This is a genomic window from Streptomyces sp. JNUCC 63 (assembly GCF_054366325.1).
The window spans coordinates 2,252,787-2,272,098 of sequence record NZ_CM135963.1; the positions used below are offsets into that span (position 1 = coordinate 2,252,787).

The window sequence follows — 19,312 nt, forward strand, 5'->3', positions numbered from 1 at the left end:
CCGATGCGTGCCCGTACCACCGCTCTGACCGCAGCCTCTCTCGTCCTCGCCCTGGCCGCCGGGCCGCTCGCCGCACCGGCCCTCGCCGCACCCATCTCCCCGTCCCCGGTCGCGGCCCGCAGCACGGCCGGGCCGGACGCCGAAGCGCTCTCCGCCGCGATCGCCGGCCTGCCCGACCAGGACGCCACCGCGGCGCTCGTCCGCGTCGGCGGCGACGGGGCCTGGCGCGGGACGGCCGGGGTGCGGGACGTCCGGACCGGGGCGCCGGCCCTCGAGAACGGACGGTTCCGGGCCGGTTCGGTGACGAAGGTGGTGACCGCGGCGATCGTGTTGCAACTGGCCGCGGAGGGACGGATCAGCCTGGACGGCACGGTGCAGCGGTATCTGCCGGGCCTGCTCACCGAGGACTTCCGGCCCATCACCGTACGGCAGTTGCTGAACTACACCAGCGGTCTGCAGCCGGGCCCGTCCCTCGGCGACACCGTCGAGGAGGGATACCCGCACCGTTTCGAGACGCTGACGCCACGGCAGGTCCTGGCGGGCGCGGTCGCCAAGGGGCCCGGATACGCGCCCGGGACGCGGCAGACGTACGGCAACATCCACTACACCGTCCTCGGGATGCTGATCGAGAAGGCGACCGGTGACTCCTACGCACACCAGGCGCAGGTACGGATCTTCCGGCCGCTGGGCATGCGGCACACGTCGTTCCCGGTGGGCGCCGACCCGCGCATCCACGGCCCGCACAACCGGGGGTACGACTGGATCGACGGCGAACTGGTCGACGTCACCGACTGGAACGTGTCCGACCGGTGGGCGGCCGGCGACATGATCTCGACGACCGCCGACCTCGAACGGCTGCTGGTGGCACTGTTCCGCGGCCGGGTGGTGCCCGAGCCGCAGCTGCGGGAGATGTTCACGCTCCCGGACGTGCCGGGCGCGCGGTACGCCGCCGCGCTGGAGCGGTTCGAGCTGAACCGCAGGGTGATCTGGGGCAGGACCGACTCGCGTCCCGGCTACGCCGCGGTGATCGCCGCGACCCGCGACCTGTCCCGGACCCTGGTCCACGGCGTCAACTCCACCGACGCCAAGGGCGACGGCCAGTCCACCGCCGAGCGCTTCGGGTATCCGGCGTTCAACCGCTGACGGCCGTGACGGCTGGGGACGCGGTCGCCGTGGTCAGGGCCTCCAGCCGCTTGATCTTCCTGCGTACGGCATACAGCGGAACGATCCCGAACACCCCGAACGACATGTCGATCACCGACCACCAGAAGGGAATCCCGCGGATCGATCCGCAGACGAGGGCCAGCGGCACGATGCCCGCGCAGGCGATCATCCCGAACTCGACGACCCAGATGTTGCGGACCGGGTCGCGGTACGGGCCGTAGAAGGCGACCGCGATGACGAGGTGGGCGAAGGCCAGCCAGTCCGTGCCGTAGAGCAGGAACGGGTAGTCGCTGTCGGCGGCGTCGAGCCCGTGCCGTACGCGCTCGATCCAGTCCATGAGCGCGGGGAGGTGCTCGGGCACGGACAGGGACCGCAACAAGCTCTCGGTCCAGTGCAGTTCATGGACCAGTGGAAACGCGGTGGCGCCGCTGAGCACCAGGCAGACGACGAAGAGAACCAGCCAAACGCGGATGCCCTTGAGCAGGGCGGCTCTGTCGCTCATGGCAGGAGCGTACGCCGGTCTTGAACATGTTCAAAAGTAGGGGTCGAGCGGGCCGGCCTTCAGCGTCCTCTGAGGACTCGGCGTGCCACCGCGTGCGATGCCGCCGTGGCCGCGCCCGCCAGGCCGAGGCCGAGGGCCAAGTCCCGGGGGCGGGTGGGGCGCAGGACGCCGGCGCGGCGCAGCCGGGCGCGGGCCCAGAGAGTGAAGGGGACCACCACAACGGGCGAGGTGGCCGATCCAGGGGTGTAGCCGCGGACCGCCGCGGCCTGGGCCAGGTGGACCAGGCCGTGGAGGCCGAAGCCGTTGAGTGCCGTCTGGTAGGCGGCGGACCGGCCGCCGGTCGCCGCGCCGGCGGCGGACGTGGTGGCGACGATCGCGCCCATGACCCCGACGGCCGCCGCGAATTGGCGTCCGTCCACGGACTCGGCCCGCCGCCACACCGCCTCCGGCACACCCGGGAACCGCCCCCGCAGCACCGGTACATTGCGCCGCAGCCACCCCGGCAGGGCGGCCAACTCCTCGACGTCGTGCAGGGCCCAGGCCGCCAGCAGCCCGAACGTGACGGCGGGGCCCACGTGTTGGTCGCTCGACGTGTGCGTCATGGATGTGAGTCTGCTACATGTCCACGACCTACATACCCACGATCTTGTTCCAGCGCTTGGCGAACTCCACGCGTTCCTCGGCGGTGATGTTCCTGGCGATGGCGAGGCGCTTGCGCATGGTGGTGTCGGGGAAGATCAGCGGGTTTTCGGCGAGGGCCGCCGTCTCCTCGTCCTTGGAGTCGGCGAGCACGGCCTGGGCCGCCGGGACCGGGCAGATGTAGTTCACCCAGGCGGCGAGCTCCGCGGCGACCTCGGGCTCGTAGTAGTAGTCGACCAGGCGTTCCGCGTTGGTCTTGTGGCGGGCCCGGTTGGGGATCATCAGGGAGTCCGACCACAGCTCGGCGCCCTCCTCGGGCACGACGAAGTGGATGTCGGGGTTGTCCGCCTGGAGCTGGATCACGTCACCCGAGTAGGCCTGGCAGGCCAGGACGTCGCCGCTGACCAGGTCCTTGGTGTAGTCGTTGCCGGTGAAGCGGCGGATCTGGCGCCTGCGGATCTGCCGCTCCATCTGGTCGCAGACGGTGTGGAAGTCGTCGGCCGTCCACTTGGTGATGTCCACGCCGTCTGCCTGCATGAGCAGCGCGAACGCCTCGTCGACGCCGGAGAGCAGGGTGACGCGGCCCTTGAGGTCGCTCGCCCACAGGTCGGAGACCTGGCGGATCTCGCGGCCGAGCCTGCGGCGGTCGTAGGCGATGCCGGTGATGCCCGACTGGTAGGGCACGGTGAACCTGCGGCCCGGGTCGAAGGCGGGCGAGCGCAGCAGCGGGTCCAGGTGCTCGGCCACATGGGGCTGGCGGTTGCGGTCCATCTCCAGCACCCAGCCCAGCCGGACGTAGCGCGCGCACATGTAGTCGCTGATCACGATGAGATCGCGGTCCGTCTGCCGGCGGTTCATCAGCGAGGGGCTGATCTTGCCGAAGAACTCGTCGTTGTCGTTGATGTCCTCGACGTAGTCGACGGAGATGCCCGTGCGCTTCTCGAAGGCCTCGAGGGTGGGCCGCTTGTTCGGGTTGTCGTCGTCGGTGTCGATGTACAGCGGCCAGTTCGACCAGGACAGCCGGCGATCGGCGGCGGAGGCGTCCGGGATCGTACGGTCGCCCGGCTTGACGTAGGCGGCGGGGACACCGCACCCGGCGAGCGCACCGAGCGCGGCCGTGCCGCCCAGGGCGCGCAGCAGGGAGCGGCGGGTGGGCGGAGGCGTCTTCGGAGTCTGGGGCACGCCGCCAGCATGCCGCCCGTGTCCGTGTTCGGACAATGGACGCAGCGTCGAGTGGGCCCGGGCGAAACCGACATCCTGTCGATCACCCGCAGTGCGGAAAACGCACCGCGGCCCCGGACGGTCCGTCCTCCGTCCGGGGCCGCGGGTCCGCGGTTCGTCGCGATCGGCCGGTCATGCGGTCATGCAGTCACCGGGTGGTCGGCGGGTCACGCGTCCAGCGACGTCATGACGTGCTTGATCCGCGTGTAGTCCTCGAAGCCGTACGCCGACAGGTCCTTGCCGTAGCCGGACTTCTTGAAGCCGCCGTGCGGCATCTCGGCGACCAGCGGGATGTGGGTGTTGATCCACACACAGCCGAAGTCGAGCTTCTTGGACATCCGCATGGCGCGGGCGTGGTCCTTGGTCCACACCGAGGAGGCCAGCGCGTACTCGACGCCGTTGGCCCACTCCACGGCCTGGTCCTCGTCCGCGAAGGACTGGACGGTGATGACCGGGCCGAAGACCTCCTTCTGGATGATCTCGTCGTCCTGCTTCAGGCCCGAGACGACGGTCGGGGCGTAGAAGTAGCCCTTGTCGCCGACCTGGTGGCCGCCGGCCTCGACCTTGGCGTGGGCGGGCAGCCGCTCGATGAAGCCGGCCACCTGCTTGAGCTGGTTGGGGTTGTTCAGCGGGCCGAAGAGGACGTCCTCGTCGTCCGGCTGCCCGGTCCTGGTCTCGGTGGCGGCCTTGGCGAGCGCCGCGACGAACTCGTCGTGGACGGACTCGTGGACCAGGACGCGGGTGGCGGCCGTGCAGTCCTGGCCGGCGTTGAAGAAGCCGGCGACCGAGATGTCCTCGACGGCCTTTTCGATGTCGGTGTCCTCGAAGACCACGACCGGGGCCTTGCCGCCGAGCTCCAGGTGGACCCGCTTGAGGTCCTTGGAGGCGGACTCGGCGACCTGCATGCCGGCGCGCACGGAACCGGTGATGGACGCCATCGCCGGGGTCTCGTGCTCGACCATCATGCGGCCGGTCTCACGGTCGCCGCAGATGACGTTGAAGACGCCCTTGGGCAGGATCGAGCCGAGGATCTCGGCGATCAGCACCGTGGAGGCCGGGGTGGTGTCCGACGGCTTCAGCACGACCGTGTTGCCCGCCGCGATCGCCGGGGCGAACTTCCACACGGCCATCATCATCGGGTAGTTCCACGGCGCGACCTGGGCGCAGACGCCGACCGGCTCACGGCGGATGATCGAGGTCAGCCCCTCCATGTACTCGCCGGCCGAGCGGCCCTCGAGCATCCGCGCCGCGCCCGCGAAGAAGCGGACCTGGTCGACCATCGGCGGGATCTCCTCGGAGCGGGTCAGCCCGATCGGCTTGCCCGTGTTCTCCACCTCGGCCGCGATCAGTTCCTCGGCGCGCTCCTCGAAGGCGTCCGCGATCTTCAGCAGGGCCTTCTGACGCTCGGCCGGGGTGGTGTCGCGCCAGCCCGGGAAAGCCGCGGCGGCGGCGGCCATGGCGGCGTCCACGTCCGCCTGCCCGGACAGCGGCGCGGTGGCGTACGCCTCGCCCGTCACGGGGTTGACCACCTCGGTGGTCCGTCCGTCGGCGGCGTCCCGGAACTCACCGTCGATGTAGTTGCGCAGACGACGCAGCTCGGTGCTCACTGCCGGCCCTCCTGATGCTGTTCAAGCTGTCCAGTGGATGAGACATCCACCCTAGCCCGCGCTCTGACGTTTTCAACAGTCCCGCCGCGCCGACTTATACGAAATCCGCAGGTCTCAGTCTCGTAAACAACGAATTTCATCGCCTCGGCCTTGCGGAACTGACGAGACGTCGTGCACAGTGAGGCCGTGCCCAGTCGAAGCGCAGACCACAAGGACTCCCGCGAGTCCAGGAACGGCAACCACCACCTGGACGCCGTCTCCCTCGCCATCATCGAGCAGTTGCAGGAGGACGGCCGCCGGCCGTACGCCGCGATCGGCAAGGCCGTCGGCCTGTCCGAGGCGGCCGTGCGTCAGCGCGTCCAGAAGCTGCTCGACCAGGGCGTGATGCAGATCGTCGCCGTCACGGACCCGCTCACCGTGGGCTTCCGCCGGCAGGCGATGGTCGGGATCAACGTCGAGGGCGACGCGGAGTCCGTGGCCGACGCGCTGACGGGCATGTCGGAAGTCGAGTACGTGGTGATGACCGCGGGCTCGTTCGACATCCTCGCCGAGATCGTCTGCGAGGACGACGACCAACTGCTGGACGTCATCAACAAACGCATCCGGGCCCTGCCCGGCGTGCGCTCCACCGAGAGCTTCGTGTACCTCAAGCTCAAGAAGCAGACCTACATGTGGGGAACCCGATAACCGTGAGCAAGGATCTCAGCCGTACCGCGTACGACCACTTGTGGATGCACTTCACCCGCATGTCCTCGTACGAGAACTCCCCCGTGCCGACGATCGTGCGCGGCGAGGGCACCTACATCTACGACGACAAGGGCAAGCGCTACCTCGACGGTCTCGCGGGTCTGTTCGTGGTCCAGGCCGGTCACGGCCGCACGGAGCTGGCCGAGACGGCGTTCAAGCAGGCGCAGGAGCTGGCGTTCTTCCCCGTCTGGTCCTACGCCCACCCCAAGGCCGTGGAGCTCGCGGAGCGCCTGGCCGACTACGCGCCGGGCGACCTGAACAAGGTCTTCTTCACCACCGGCGGCGGCGAGGCGGTGGAGACCGCCTGGAAGCTCGCCAAGCAGTACTTCAAACTGACCGGCAAGCCCACCAAGTACAAGGTCATATCCCGCGCGGTCGCCTACCACGGCACCCCGCAGGGCGCCCTGTCCATCACCGGCCTGCCGGGCCTGAAGGCCCCCTTCGAGCCGCTGGTGCCGGGCGCGCACAAGGTCCCGAACACCAACATCTACCGCGCCCCGATCTTCGGCGACGACCCCGAGGCCTTCGGCCGCTGGGCCGCCGACCAGATCGAGCAGCAGATCCTCTTCGAGGGCCCGGACACCGTCGCCGCGGTCTTCCTGGAGCCGGTGCAGAACGCCGGCGGCTGCTTCCCGCCCCCGCCCGGCTACTTCCAGCGGGTCCGCGAGATCTGCGACAAGTACGACGTACTGCTCGTCTCGGACGAGGTCATCTGCGCCTTCGGCCGCCTGGGCACGATGTTCGCCTGCGACAAGTTCGGCTACGTCCCGGACATGATCACCTGCGCCAAGGGCATGACCTCGGGCTACTCCCCGATCGGCGCGTGCATCGTCTCCGACCGCCTGGCCGAGCCGTTCTACAAGGGCGACAACACCTTCCTGCACGGCTACACCTTCGGCGGCCACCCGGTCTCCGCGGCGGTGGGCCTGGCCAACATCGACCTGTTCGAGCGTGAGGGCCTCAACCAGCACGTGCTGGACAACGAGGCCGCCTTCCTCTCCACCCTGCAGAAGCTGCACGACCTGCCGATCGTCGGCGACGTCCGCGGCAACGGCTTCTTCTACGGCATCGAGCTGGTGAAGGACAAGAACACCAAGGAGTCCTTCAACGAGGAGGAGACCGAGCGCGTCCTGTACGGCTTCCTGTCCAAGGCGCTGTACGACAACGGCCTGTACTGCCGTGCCGACGACCGTGGCGACCCGGTCGTCCAGCTCGCCCCGCCGCTGATCTCCAACCAGGAGACCTTCGACGAGATCGAGCAGATCCTGCGCGCGACGCTGACGGAGGCGTGGACCAAGCTGTGACCGGCGTGCCTCTTCCGGAGGCGGTCGGGCACACACCTCCGATCAGATGATGATCACGGCCCCGGTGTCGACCGTTCGAGTGAGAAACGGCGGCCCGGGGCCGTGTGCTGTCCGGCCTCCCGGTGTCGGCTGCCTAGCGTCGGTGACCGATCGGCTCCGCCTTCGTTCCCCCGGACGGGGGATGCGCGGGAGGGATCCCACGGACCCGCACGGGAATCCGCGCGGCATTTGAGCTCCGAACCGAGGTGTACGCCATGGACGCCCCACCGGACAACGACGTGCTCTGGGCGCGCGCCCTGCACTACACCCACAAGGACGGCTCGCCCGGCCTCGAGGGCGTCTCGCTCGGCGTCCGGCAGGGCGAGATCCTCGCCGTCGCCGGTCCGAGCGGCAGCGGCAAGACGACCCTGCTGCGGTGCCTGTCCGGAATGGTGCGCGTGCGGCAGGGCGAGGTCTGGTTCAACAGCGCCCCCGTGCACACCCTCGGCCCGCTGGCCCGCGAGCGGCTGCGCCGCGACCGGTTCGGCTGGGTCGACCCCGTTCCGGTGCTCGTACCGGAGCTGAACGTCTGGGAGAACACGGCCCTGCCCCTGATGCTGCGCGGCACGAGCCGGCGCCGGGCCAAGGTGGCCGCCCAGGAGTGGCTGGACCGCCTCGACGTCGGCGAACTGGCCCGCAAGCGCCCGCACCGGCTGCGCCAGGCCGAGCGGCAGCGCGTCTGCATCGCCCGCGCGCTCGCCCCTGCCCCCACGGTGCTGTTCGCCGACGAGCCGACGGCCCCGCTGCACCGGGCCGACCGCGCCCACGTACTGCGCACGCTCACCACGGCGGCCCGCTCGCACGGCATCACCGTCGTGCTCGCCACGCTCGACCCGGAGACCGCGGCCCTCGCCGACCGCACGGTGGCGCTGCTCGACGGGCGGTGCGTGAAGAGCGTGCACCTGCCCCCGGTCGGCGACACGACGGAAGGCCGGGCCACGTGCTCGCTCTCCGTCTGATCCGCGTCGCTCGCCCGGCCGTCCAGCTGCGCCGCCTGACCGTCGTGGCGGCGTCGGCGGGCACGGGCTTCCTGCTGCTGTGCAGCCTCGGCCACGCCCTGGGCCACCCGGAGCACTCGGCCGCGGCGGCGCTGCGGCTGTCCTGGTGCGTGATGCCCCTGGCCGCGACGGTCTACCTCGCGGTCGCGGTGGCCCGCACCGACCCCGGCACCCGTCCCCGGCCGGGGCTGTCGGCGCTCGGTCTCGGCCCCGGCCGCCTGATGGCCGTCTCGGCGGCCACGACGGCCCTGTCCTGCGGACTCGGCTCGCTGCTCGCGCTGCTGCTCTTCCTGCACCTGCGCGGCGACCGGACGGACCTGCCGTTCGACGGCGCGGCGTCGGGCGCCCTGGCCGCGAGTCAACGGCTGCCCGTGGCGGGGGTGCTGACCCTGCTGGCCGTCGTTCCGGTGCTCGCGTCGGGGGTGGTGGCGCTGGTGCTGCGGCCGCGGGAGGACGGCGCTCGACCGCCGCGTCGGTCCGCGGGCGGTGGTACGGCACGCACTCCGGCCGACGGCCCGGCACACACACCCGCCGACGGCCCGGCACACACACCCACCGACGGCCCGGCACGTACTTCGGCCGACCGGTCCGACGCCCGTCCCGACCCCGGGCAGGAACTCACGCACGACGATCCCGACCCCCACCGCCCCCCGGCTCCCCGACAGCCCTCCACCGGACTTCCCTGGGGCATCGCCGTGCTCGCCGCCGGTCTGGCCGTGGAGTCGTACGCCGGCCGGTCCGCGGCCTCCGCCCCCGCCTCCAAAGGCGTCCTGCCCGGCGACCTCGCGGCCGACTCCGTCCCGGTGCTGATCGGCTGGCTGCTGACCGCCCTCGGCCTCGCCCTCGCCGGACCCGGCCTGACCCATCTGTGCGGCCGCCTGCTCCAGTCGGCGCGTCCGGGCGCCCTGCGGCTGCTGGCCGGCCGGGTCCTGATGGCGGAGGCGGGGCGCATCGGCCGTCCCCTGGGCGTGGTGTGCGCGGTGGCGTCGGGGATCTACGCCGTCGTCGCGCCGTACGACGGAACCGCGCGGGTCTTCGGGCCGCTGACCACCCTGGGCACGCTGCTCGTGGCCGGGTGCGCCGTGGCGGCCCTGCTGACCGCGGCCGTCGAGGCGAGGCAGGCCCGCGCCGTCACCATCGCCGCCCTGCGGCGCCTCGGCGCGCCCGCCACGACGCTGCGCACAGCCGCACTCCTGCGCGCCGTCGCCCTGCTGGCCCTGTTCGCCCCGCTGACCCTGCTGATCGCCGACCTCGCCGCGCTGCCGCCGGCCCGCTGACGAACCGTACGGAAAAAAGTTCCGCGCCCACCGATGAGTCTTGCGCGGCCCCGGGGTCCACCCCCGCGAACGACAACGAACCACGAGGGGAGACACCTCACCATGTACCAGCAGATGATCTTCGTGAACCTGGCGACGAACGACGTGGCCGCCTCCAGGAAGTTCTTCACCGAGCTCGGCTACACGATCAACCCGCAGTTCTCGACCGACGACTGCGCCTGCGTCGTCATCAGCGACACGATCATCGCGATGCTGCTCAGCAAGCAGCACTACGCCAACTTCACCAAGAAGGAGATCGCGGACTCGACGAAGACCAGCGAGGTGCTGGTCTGCCTGAGCGCGGAGAGCCGCGAGAAGGTCGACGAGCTGGTCGGGAAGGCCGTCGCGGCCGGCGGCACGGCGACCGGCGAGCCCCAGGACCACGGCCACATGTACGGCCGCGCCTTCGACGACCTCGACGGCCACACCTGGGAAGTCATGTGGATGGACCCGGCGGCCGTGCAGGGCTGAGCCCGCGGGGTGTGGCGGGCACCCCGCTCGCCGTCCGCCAACGCGTCGAAACCTACTGACGGTTAACAAGTAGGTAAAGTCAACGTCGGCGGGCGGCACATGCATTGACACTCCTTACGGGGCGCTTATAAACCTGTGAGCCTCCCGGGGGTGCTGGGACCTCAGCTCGTCGTCACCTCAACACCCCCTCGACCCCCCGCAATTGCGCATCCCGTGAAGGGCAAAGTGGCCATCTTGTCCATATCCCGCCGTACCGCACGCACCGTGCGCATCCTCGGTGTCGTCTCCGCGTCCGCCGCTCTCGCTCTCGGCGCCGCGGGCAACGCGCTCGCCTGCAACATCAAGGAGTTCTCCGCCGAAGCCAAGTGTGACGGGGAGAAGGGTGTCATCGTCGTCCAGGACGTGGACCCGTCCGGCACTCCGGCGAAGATCACCGTGTTCCTCCAGAACAACAACGCCGACGAGAAGAAGGTCGGCGAGCAGGAGGTCAAGGGCTCCCGCCAGGGCGCCACGATCACCTTCGCCGAGGACTGGCAGCCGAACGCTGTCTACCGCATCCACGTCGACGCCGTCGGCAAGAACGGAAAGGTCCTCGTCAACGAGGACATCTCGCCGAACCTGACCACTCCGTCCACGGCCTGCAAGACGGAGACCCCGAGCACGCCGGCCACGCCGACGGAGCCGGAGACTCCGACGCCGTCGGCGTCCGAGTCGGAGTCGGCGCCGACGCCGGCGCCGGAGTCCGCGACCCCGACGCCGTCCGCCTCGGAGAGCAGCACCGCTCCGGCCGACACCGCGAACAACGCTCCGTCGCCCGCGGTCGGTGACTCCAACCTCGCCGAGACCGGTGCCAACTCCAACACCGGCCTGATCGCCGGCATCGCGGCCGCCCTGGTCGTCATCGGCGGCGGCGCGGTCTTCTTCGGCCTGCGCCGCCGAGGAGCGAACAGCAACCGCTGACACCCCCGCAGCACACCACCTGTGGCCCGCCTCCGAACTCGGGGGCGGGCCACAGCCGTTCTCACACCGGGCGCCGCCCGATCAGTCGAGCACCGCGGTTTCGGCCGGGTCGAACTCCACGCCGGTCTCGGCGCCGACCTCCGGTGCCGTGCGAAGGGGGCAGGCCGCTTCCAGGCGGGGAGCGTTGTCGGGCTGGAGGTGGAGGGTGACGTGGGTGCCCTTGAAGGTGCGGGCGGTGACCGTGCAGCGCAGGCCCTCGGTGGTGGGGACGAGGTGGACGCCGGCGGGGCGTACGAGGAGGGTGTGCGTGCCCTGGGATGTGCCGTCGGGGACGGGTACCTTGCCCCAGGGGGTGATCGCGGCCCCGCCGTCCACGGTGGCCTCCACGACGTTCTCGAAGCCGAGGAAGCGGGCGACGAAGGCGTCGGCCGGCCGCTGCCACACCTCAAGTGGCGTACCGCTCTGGGCGATCCGGCCGTCCCGCATCACCACGACCCGGTCGGCGAGCGCGAAGGCCTCGCCCTGGTCGTGGGTGACGGCGAGCACGGTGGTGCCCAACCTTCCGAACAACTCCCGCAGTTCGACGACGAGCCGTTCCCTCAGTGAGCGGTCGAGCTGACCGAGCGGCTCGTCCAGCATCAGCAGGCGGGGGCGGGGGGCGAGGGCCCGGGCCAGGGCCACTCGCTGCTGCTCGCCGCCGGAGAGCGAGGCCACGGCCCGCCGCCCGGCACCGGGCAGTCCGACCAGGTCCAGCAACTCCCCCACTCGCGCGGCCCGTTCGTTCTTCGCCGTGCCGTGCATGCGCAGCCCGAAGGCGACGTTCCCGGCCACGTCCCGCTGCGGGAACAGCTGGTGGTCCTGGAACATCAGCCCGACCTCGCGCCGGTGCACCGGTACCGCCGCCTGGTCCCGCCCGTCCAGCAGCACCCACCCCGAGTCCAGCGGCTGCAGCCCGGCGACCGCCCGCAGCAGGGTGGACTTGCCGCTGCCGCTGGGGCCGAGCACGCACACGATCTCGTGCTCGGCGACACCGAGGTCGACCGCGTCGAGTACGGCCCGCCCGCCGAAGCGCACGGTCGCGGCCTCAAGACTCAGCAGCATCTAGAACTCCCCGCTCCGGTCGATGGGGGTCCCCCCGGTCGAGCTTGTTCGAGACTGGGGGAGCAGCCGCTCGAGCACCAGCAGCGCCACCGCGCATACCACCATCAGAATCGTCGACAGGGCCATCGCCTGGCCGTAGTTGAGGTCGCCGGGCCGACCGATCAGCCGTGCCACGGCGACCGGCAGCGTCGGGTTGTCGGGCCGCGCGATGAACACGGTCGCCCCGAACTCCCCCAGCGACACCGCGAAGGCGAACCCGGCGGCGATCAGCAGCGCCCGCCGCACCATGGGCAGGTCGACCTCCCGCCACACCCGCCACGGCGAGGCCCCGAGCACGGCCGCCGCCTCCCGCAGCCGTACGTCCACCGCACGCAGCACGGGCAGCATGGTCCGCACGACGAAGGGCACGCCGACCAGGGCCTGGGCGAGCGGGACCAGGATCCAGGACTGCCTGAGGTCCAGCGGCGGCTTGTCGAGGGCGATCAGGAAGCCGAAGCCGACGGTCACCGCGGAGACCCCGAGGGGCAGCATCAGCAGCGCGTCGAAACCGCGCACGAGCCGGCCGGCGTCGCGGCGGGCGAGCGCCGCGGCGGCCAGACCGCCGATCACCACGGCGATCGCGGTCGCGGCGGCGGCGTACGACAGGGAGGTGCCGACGGCGTTGATCGGCGCGACCAGGAAGGTACCGCCGTCGGGGTCGGTCAGCGCCCGGTAGTAGCCGAAACCGGGCGCGGTGAGCGAGCGCTGCACCAGCACGACGAGCGGCAGCACGAGAAGCAGCGCGATGGTGACCAGGACGCCGATCAGGAGCGCCCACTGTCCCGCGCCGCGCGGGCGGCGGGCGGTGACGGAGGCGTCCACCAGTTTCAGCGCGCTCTCCCGGCGCCGTACGGTCCAGGCGTGCACGGCGAGGATCGCGCCCACCGCCAGGAACTGGACGATCGTCAGGACCGCGGCGGTGGACAGGTCGAAGATCTGGGACGTCTGCCGGTAGATCTCCACTTCGAGGGTGGAGAAGGTGGGGCCGCCGAGGATCTGCACCACGCCGAAGGAGGTGAAGGTGAACAGGAAGACCATCAGCGCGGCGGCGGCCACCGCGGGCGCGAGCGCGGGCAGGGTGACCTTGCGCCAGGCGGTCAGGGGCGAGGCGCCGAGCATCCGGGCCGCCTCCTCCTGCCGGGGGTCGAGCCCTGCCCACAGGCCGCCCACGGTCCGTACGACGACGGCGTAGTTGAAGAAGACGTGGGCGAGCAGGATCGCCCACACCGTGGTGTCCAGGCGGACGCCCCACAGCTCGTCGAGGAGGCCGCCGCGCCCGACGAGGGCGAGGAACGCGGTGCCGACGACGACCGTGGGCAGCACGAACGGCACGGTGACGACGGCTCTGAGGACCTGGCGGCCGGAGAAGTCGAGGCGGGCGAAGACGTACGCGCCGGGCAGGGCGATGAGCAGCGTGAGCGCGGTGGAGGCGAGCGCCTGCCAGGTGGTGAACCACAGCACGTGCCGGATGTCGGACTGGGCGAGCGCGTCGGCGATCCGCCCCAACTGCCAGACCCCGTCGGCCTTGAGACCGCGCTGGACGATCGCGGCCACGGGGTAGGCGAAGAACAGCGCGAAGAACGCGACGGGCACGGCCATGAGGCCGAGCCGCGCCGCGTTCCCCGTACGGCCCCTGCGGGGGGCTACTTCAGTACGAGCGAGGTCCACGACTTGACCCACTGGTCGCGGTTGTCGGCGATCTTGCCGGGGGCCATGGTCCCGGGGCTCTCAGCCGGGTGGCCGTACTTGGTGAACTCCGGCGGCACCTGGGCGCCTTCGCGCACCGGCGAGACGAACATGTTCAGCGGCATGTCCTCCTGGAACTCCTTGGTGAGCAGGAAGTCGAGGAGCGCCTTGCCTCCCTCGGGGTTCCCGGCGTTGCTGAGCAGTCCGGCGTACTCGACCTGCCGGAAGCAGGTGCCGTACGCGACCGCGGTGGGCGCGGTCTTCGGCCGCGGCTCGGCGTAGATGACCTCGGCGGGCGGCGAGGAGGCGTAGGAGACGACCAGCGGCCGGTCGCCCTTGGCCTTCTTGCCGCCGGCGGAGCCGGAGAACTCCTGGTTGTAGGCCACGTCCCAGCCGTCGACGACCTTGACGCCGTTGTCCTTGAGCTTCTTCCAGTAGTCCTGCCAGCCTCCCCCAGCGGCTCCGCCCTGGGAGGTGCCCCCATCGCCGTACTTGGCGACGGTGCCGAGCAGGAAGCCGAGGCCGGGTGAGGAGGTGGCGGCGTTCTCGGTGACGAGGAGGTTCTTGTACTGCGGCTTGACGAGGTCGTCGAAGGTGGCCGGCGGGGCCAGCTTGCGGTCGGCGAAGTACTTCTTGTCGTAGTTGACGCAGATGTCGCCGGAGTCGATCGGCGTGACCCGGTCTTCGGCCTGGTCGGCCCGGTACTGCGGCTGGATCAGGTCGGAGCCCTTGGGCCGGTACGGCTGGAACAGCCCGTTGTCCAGGGCCCGGGACAGCAGGGTGTTGTCGACGCCGAAGAAGACGTCGCCCTGCGGGTGGTCCTTGGTGAGGATGGCCTTGTTGACGGCCTGGCCGGCGTCGCCGTCCTCGAGGACCTTGACGGTGTAGCCGGACCGCTTCTCGAAGTCCGCGATGACGCTCTTGGAGGCGGCCCACGAGTTGTGACTGACCAGGGTCACAGTCTTGGTGTCCGCGGACGACGAGGTGCTCTTGCCGTTCGACGATCCGCACGCGGACAGCGTGACCAGACCGAGCCCGACCGCCACGGCGACGAACGTCTTGGTGTGCACTGGATTTCGCTCCTGGGGGTTGGCCAGGAGGAGACGCGGCCCTGCCCGGGATCCGCGAGGGATACCCGGGCAGGGCGCAACAGCTCGAGTGATGACCGAACTTCCTACCCAGAATGACCTGGGCGAGGTTCAGAGGGTCTGCGGCCGGTGCCGCACTCTCAGCGCTGTGGCGCTCCCCTGTCGGAATATGAAGATGTGTACGGCCCTAAGGGTACCGTCCGGCTATCGCTCGGTGGCAGCCAGTTGCCCGCACGCCCCGTCGATCTCCTGACCGCGGGTGTCCCGGACGGTCACCGGCACTCCGTGGGCGGCGATGGCCTCGACGAACGCCTTCTCGTCCTCGGGCCGGGAGGCGGTCCACTTGGAGCCGGGGGTCGGGTTGAGCGGGATGAGGTTGACGTGCACCGGCCTGCCCTTGAGCAGCCGGCCGAGCCGGTCGCCGCGCCACGCCTGGTCGTTGATGTCCCGGATCAGCGCGTACTCGATGGAGAGCCGTCGTCCGGACCTGGCGGTGTACTCGAAGCCGGCGTCCAGCACCTCCCGTACCTTCCACCGTGTGTTGACGGGGACGAGGGTGTCGCGCAGCTCGTCGTCGGGGGCGTGCAGGGAGATGGCGAGCCGGCACTTGAAGCCCTCGTCGGAGAACCGGTGGATCGCCGGGACCAGGCCCACCGTCGAGACGGTGATCCCCCGCTGGGACAGCCCGAGGCCGTCCGGCTCGGGGGCGGTCAGGGCGCGGATGGCGGCGACGACGCGGTTGTAGTTGGCGAGCGGTTCGCCCATGCCCATGAAGACGATGTTGGACAGCCGGGCCGGACCTCCGGGGACCTCGCCGTCGCGCAGGGCGCGCATGCCGTCGACGATCTGGTGCACGATCTCGGCGGTCGACAGGTTGCGGTCGAGGCCGGCCTGTCCGGTGGCACAGAAGGGGCAGTTCATGCCGCAGCCCGCCTGCGAGCTGATGCACATGGTCACCCGGTCCGGGTAGCGCATGAGCACCGACTCCACGAGCGTGCCGTCGAACAGCCGCCACAGGGTCTTGCGGGTGGTGCCCTGGTCGGTCGACAGATGCCGTACGACCGTCATCAACTCCGGAAGCAGCGCCTCCTGGAGCTTGGCGCGGGATCCGGCGGGGATGTCGGTCCACTGCTCCGGGTCGTGCGCGTACCGCGCGAAGTAGTGCTGCGAGAGCTGTTTGGCGCGAAACGGCTTCTCGCCGATCGCCGCCACGGCCTCCTTGCGCTCGGCGGGCGACAGATCGGCAAGGTGCCGCGGCGGCTTCTTGACTCCGCGCGGGGCGACAAAGGTGAGTTCTCCGGGCTTGGGCATGGTGCTACCAGTGTCGCAGATCCACTGGGGTGGCCCCGGTCAGCTGTGGACAACCCGGTGGCCGGGTCAGAAGAGGCCTGCGATCAGTGCGCCGATCCAGGAGAGGTACGTCTTCGTCCGGTGCCGGCCGTTGCAGTAGAGCCGCGGCCTGCGCCGTCCGTCCTGGTCGATGAGGGCGTCGCACCAGCGGCACGGCAGGTCGCCGTGGTATCTGTCGTCGTCCCCCAACCAAGCCCGTCCCATGCCGGGGATCTTGTCGGCGGGCCCCATGAGCGGTCGACGCACAGGACGCCGACGGGCCCCCGCCCTGGGGCGGAGGCCCGTGCGGGCGTGGTCCGGACGGGTCAGCCGGAGCCGACGAAGATCACCAGCAGGAGCCACACCACCGGAGCCGTCGGCAGCAGGGAGTCCAAGCGGTCCATGATGCCGCCATGACCGGGGAGCAGGGTGCCCATGTCCTTGATGCCCAGGTCCCGTTTGATCATGGACTCGCCGAGGTCGCCCAGGGTCGCGCTGATGGCGACCGCGAGGCCGAGGAGGAGGCCCTGCCACCAGGCGCCGCCCTCGATCAAAAACTGCGTGCACAGCGCGCCCGCCACCATCGCGAAGGCGACCGCGCCGAACAGGCCCTCGCGGGTCTTGCCTGGGCTGATGCGCGGGGCGAGCTTGTGCCGGCCGAAGCGCCAGCCGACGGCGTACGCGCCCGTGTCGCTGACCACCGTGAGGACGAGGAAGGTCAGCACGCGGCGGGGGCCGTCGTCCGCGGCCAGCATCATCGCCACGAACGTGGCCAGGAACGGCACGTAGAACGCCGCGAAGACACCGGCCGTGACGTCCTTGAGGTAGCCCTCCGGCGGCTGTGTCATCCGCCAGACCAGGACGGCGAGCGCGGTCAGCGCCATCGCCACCCAGGCCCCCTCGGCCCCCCGCACATACCCGGCGACCACCATGGCCGCCCCGCCGACCGCCAGCGGCACGAGCGGCGCCTTGATGTCCTTGCGCTCCTCGAGCCGCTTGGTGAGCTCCCACAGCCCCACCACGACCGCGATCGCGACGACACCCACGAACACGGCCTTGACGACGAACAGCGACGCGACGATCACCACGCCGAGCCCGACCCCGACGCCTATCGCGGCGCCCAGGTCGCGTCCCGCGCCCTTCTTCTGCGGTGCCGGCGCGGGCGCCGGCTGCGGGGCGTCGGGCATGGGCTCCGGATTCTGCGGCGCCGCCCCGTGGGAGGGCTGCGTCCGCGGTGTGTCGTGGGGCCGCTGCTGCGGCGCGTGGTACGGCTGCTGCGGCGGCTGGGGCATGCCGTCGCGGAACGAGGGGCCGCCCTGTCGAGCAGCCCCCTGGTCGTCATCCTGGTTTCCGCCGTGGGCGGGCCCGTCGGGCACGATGGGCATGGGGCGAGTCCGCTGGGCTTCATGCGCATCGTACGCGGGACCCGTCGGGGCGGCCCCCGGGACGGGTCCCTGGGCGGGTGACCGGTCCGCGGGCCCCCAGTACCCGGCCTGCCTCGGCCCCCAGGAAGAGTCGTTCATCAGATCTCGAGCAGTTCCGCTTCCTTGTGCTTCAGGAGCTCGTCCACCTGCGCCACGTACTTCGCGGTGGTGTCGTCGAGCTCCTTCTCCGCACGACGGCCCTCGTCCTCGCCGACCTCGCCGTCCTTGATCAGCTTGTCGATGGCGTCCTTGGCCTTGCGCCGCACGGCGCGGATGGAGACCTTGGCGTCCTCACCCTTGGTCTTGGCGACCTTGATGTAGTCGCGGCGGCGCTCCTCGGTGAGCTCGGGGAACACCACGCGGATGATGTTGCCGTCGTTGCTCGGGTTGACGCCCAGGTCGGAGTCGCGGATCGCCTGCTCGATGTTGCGCAGCGCGCTCTTGTCGAACGGGGTCACGACGGCCATGCGCGGCTCCGGCACGGAGAACGAGGCCAGCTGGTTGATCGGCGTCGGCGCGCCGTAGTAGTCGGCCACGATCTTGTTGAACATCGCCGGGTGCGCACGGCCGGTGCGGATCGCGGCGAAGTCCTCCTTGGCGACCACGACGGCCTTCTCCATCTTCTCCTCGGCTTCGAGGAGGGTCTCTTCGATCACCACTTGCTCCTGCGTGTCTTGAGTAGGCCCGGCTGCGGTTCCTTGTCGGGGCCGGCGGCCGGCTGCGTCGCGTCTTCTTTCCTGCACGGTTCCCGACCGGCAGGACATTGTCCATCCCTGGGTCAGCCCCGGCTGCCTTGGTCACCGACAAGCGTGCCGATCTTCTCACCCTTGACGGCCCGGGCGATATTGCCCTCCGTCAGAAGCTCGAAGACGACGATCGGGAGCTTGTTGTCGCGGCACAGTGTGATCGCCGTGGCGTCGGCGACCTTCAGGTCGCGCGTGATGACCTCGCCGTAGCCGAGCGAGTCGAACTTCACGGCATCCGGGTTGGCCTTCGGGTCGGAGTCGTAAACCCCGTCCACCCCGTTCTTGCCCATCAGCAGCGCCTCGGCGTCGATTTCCAGGGCGCGCTGGGCGGCGGTGGTGTCGGTGGAGAAGTACGGCATGCCCATACCGGCGCCGAAGATGACCACGCGGCCCTTCTCCAGGTGGCGCACGGCGCGCAGCGGGATGTACGGCTCGGCGACCTGGCCCATGGTGATGGCGGTCTGGACCCGGCTGTCGATGCCCTCCTTCTCCAGGAAGTCCTGCAGGGCGAGGCAGTTCATCACGGTGCCGAGCATGCCCATGTAGTCCGAGCGGGCGCGGTCCATGCCGCGCTGCTGGAGTTCGGCACCACGGAAGAAGTTGCCGCCGCCGATCACGACCGCGATCTGCGCGCCGTCCCGTACGACGGCCGCGATCTCACGGGCGATGGCGTGCACCACGTCCGGGTCGACGCCCAGGCCCCCGCCGCCGGAGAAGGCCTCTCCGGACAGCTTCAGCAGAAACCGGCCGGGTACTTTGCCGTCGTCGCTCTTCTGGGCCTTGGTGGTCATGAGATCCCGCCTCTGTTACGTGGTGCACATGCGAAGAAGGCCATTGCCGGTGGGGCGTTTCGCATCCCATGCAGCGGCAATGGCCTCCTCGTCAGATCTGCTGTCGTTCCACGCGCGCGTGTGCGTGGTGGCATACGCAC

Annotated in this window: 19 protein-coding genes; 7 read left to right on the forward strand and 12 right to left on the reverse strand. The window is 70.5% G+C overall.

What is annotated here, in order from left to right:
- The first annotated feature begins 3 nt into the window (after positions 1-3).
- Positions 4-1,143 (forward strand): serine hydrolase domain-containing protein, encoded by a 1,140-nt coding sequence (locus tag ACX25U_RS10045; protein WP_454390728.1) that lies wholly within the window; start codon positions 4-6, stop codon positions 1,141-1,143.
- Here ACX25U_RS10045 and ACX25U_RS10050 read toward each other — a convergent pair.
- The 4 genes from ACX25U_RS10050 to ACX25U_RS10065 all read right to left on the reverse strand — a co-directional run bounded on the left by ACX25U_RS10050 (position 1,133) and on the right by ACX25U_RS10065 (position 5,133).
- Positions 1,133-1,666, reverse strand: coding sequence for a hypothetical protein (locus ACX25U_RS10050; protein WP_454390730.1), 534 nt, complete (start codon positions 1,664-1,666; stop codon positions 1,133-1,135). The two genes, ACX25U_RS10045 and ACX25U_RS10050, sit on opposite strands and share 11 nt — an antisense overlap.
- A gap of 59 nt (positions 1,667-1,725) precedes the next feature.
- Positions 1,726-2,268, reverse strand: a complete 543-nt coding sequence (locus ACX25U_RS10055) for an HXXEE domain-containing protein (protein WP_454390732.1) — start codon at positions 2,266-2,268, stop codon at positions 1,726-1,728.
- Positions 2,269-2,296: 28 nt separating this feature from the next.
- Positions 2,297-3,487 (reverse strand): ABC transporter substrate-binding protein, encoded by a 1,191-nt coding sequence (locus ACX25U_RS10060; protein WP_454390734.1) that lies wholly within the window; start codon positions 3,485-3,487, stop codon positions 2,297-2,299.
- 206 nt (positions 3,488-3,693) lie between these two features.
- Complete coding sequence (locus ACX25U_RS10065) at positions 3,694-5,133, reverse strand: gamma-aminobutyraldehyde dehydrogenase (RefSeq protein WP_454390736.1); 1,440 nt, start codon at positions 5,131-5,133, stop codon at positions 3,694-3,696.
- A gap of 171 nt (positions 5,134-5,304) precedes the next feature.
- On the opposite strand from ACX25U_RS10065, the gene ACX25U_RS10070 reads away from it, so the two are divergent.
- From ACX25U_RS10070 to ACX25U_RS10095, 6 genes are all read left to right on the forward strand, one after another.
- A complete protein-coding gene (locus tag ACX25U_RS10070) occupies positions 5,305-5,820 on the forward strand; it encodes an Lrp/AsnC family transcriptional regulator (RefSeq protein WP_454390738.1) in 516 nt (171 codons plus the stop codon).
- A complete protein-coding gene (locus ACX25U_RS10075; RefSeq protein ID WP_454390740.1) occupies positions 5,805-7,184 on the forward strand; it encodes an aspartate aminotransferase family protein in 1,380 nt (459 codons plus the stop codon). Before ACX25U_RS10070 ends, ACX25U_RS10075 begins: the two co-directional genes overlap by 16 nt.
- A 254-nt stretch (positions 7,185-7,438) precedes the next feature.
- On the forward strand, positions 7,439-8,182 hold the full coding sequence (locus ACX25U_RS10080) for an ABC transporter ATP-binding protein (RefSeq protein ID WP_454390742.1): 744 nt from the start codon (positions 7,439-7,441) through the stop codon (positions 8,180-8,182).
- Positions 8,164-9,498 carry a hypothetical protein gene (locus tag ACX25U_RS10085; protein WP_454390744.1) on the forward strand — a complete coding sequence of 445 codons (1,335 nt, stop codon included), beginning with the start codon at positions 8,164-8,166 and terminating at the stop codon, positions 9,496-9,498. Before ACX25U_RS10080 ends, ACX25U_RS10085 begins: the two co-directional genes overlap by 19 nt.
- A gap of 102 nt (positions 9,499-9,600) precedes the next feature.
- Entirely contained in the window at positions 9,601-10,008 is a 408-nt protein-coding gene (locus tag ACX25U_RS10090) for a VOC family protein (RefSeq protein WP_454390746.1), read from the forward strand.
- Between the two features lie 225 nt (positions 10,009-10,233).
- A complete protein-coding gene (locus ACX25U_RS10095; RefSeq protein ID WP_454390748.1) occupies positions 10,234-10,968 on the forward strand; it encodes an LAETG motif-containing sortase-dependent surface protein in 735 nt (244 codons plus the stop codon).
- 81 nt (positions 10,969-11,049) lie between these two features.
- Here the strand turns inward: ACX25U_RS10095 and ACX25U_RS10100 are convergent, their stop codons facing one another.
- The 8 genes from ACX25U_RS10100 to pyrH all read right to left on the reverse strand — a co-directional run bounded on the left by ACX25U_RS10100 (position 11,050) and on the right by pyrH (position 19,172).
- Positions 11,050-12,069 (reverse strand): ABC transporter ATP-binding protein, encoded by a 1,020-nt coding sequence (locus ACX25U_RS10100; RefSeq protein ID WP_454390750.1) that lies wholly within the window; start codon positions 12,067-12,069, stop codon positions 11,050-11,052.
- Entirely contained in the window at positions 12,070-13,707 is a 1,638-nt protein-coding gene (locus tag ACX25U_RS10105; protein ID WP_454390752.1) for an ABC transporter permease, read from the reverse strand. It abuts the gene before it with no gap.
- 44 nt (positions 13,708-13,751) lie between these two features.
- A complete protein-coding gene (locus tag ACX25U_RS10110) occupies positions 13,752-14,864 on the reverse strand; it encodes a thiamine ABC transporter substrate-binding protein (protein WP_454390754.1) in 1,113 nt (370 codons plus the stop codon).
- Between the two features lie 222 nt (positions 14,865-15,086).
- Entirely contained in the window at positions 15,087-16,193 is a 1,107-nt protein-coding gene (rlmN, locus tag ACX25U_RS10115) for a 23S rRNA (adenine(2503)-C(2))-methyltransferase RlmN (RefSeq protein ID WP_454390756.1), read from the reverse strand.
- Between the two features lie 66 nt (positions 16,194-16,259).
- Positions 16,260-16,436, reverse strand: a complete 177-nt coding sequence (locus ACX25U_RS10120; protein ID WP_454390758.1) for a hypothetical protein — start codon at positions 16,434-16,436, stop codon at positions 16,260-16,262.
- A 101-nt stretch (positions 16,437-16,537) separates the two neighbouring features.
- On the reverse strand, positions 16,538-17,734 hold the full coding sequence (locus ACX25U_RS10125) for a phosphatidate cytidylyltransferase (RefSeq protein WP_454390760.1): 1,197 nt from the start codon (positions 17,732-17,734) through the stop codon (positions 16,538-16,540).
- Positions 17,734-18,291 (reverse strand): ribosome recycling factor, encoded by a 558-nt coding sequence (frr, locus tag ACX25U_RS10130; RefSeq protein WP_073950284.1) that lies wholly within the window; start codon positions 18,289-18,291, stop codon positions 17,734-17,736. The genes ACX25U_RS10125 and frr overlap by 1 nt, the downstream gene beginning before the upstream one ends.
- 122 nt (positions 18,292-18,413) lie before the next feature.
- Positions 18,414-19,172: a UMP kinase gene (gene pyrH / locus ACX25U_RS10135; protein WP_111006545.1), complete on the reverse strand. Its 759-nt coding sequence runs from the start codon at positions 19,170-19,172 to the stop codon at positions 18,414-18,416.
- Between the last annotated feature and the right edge of the window lie 140 nt (positions 19,173-19,312).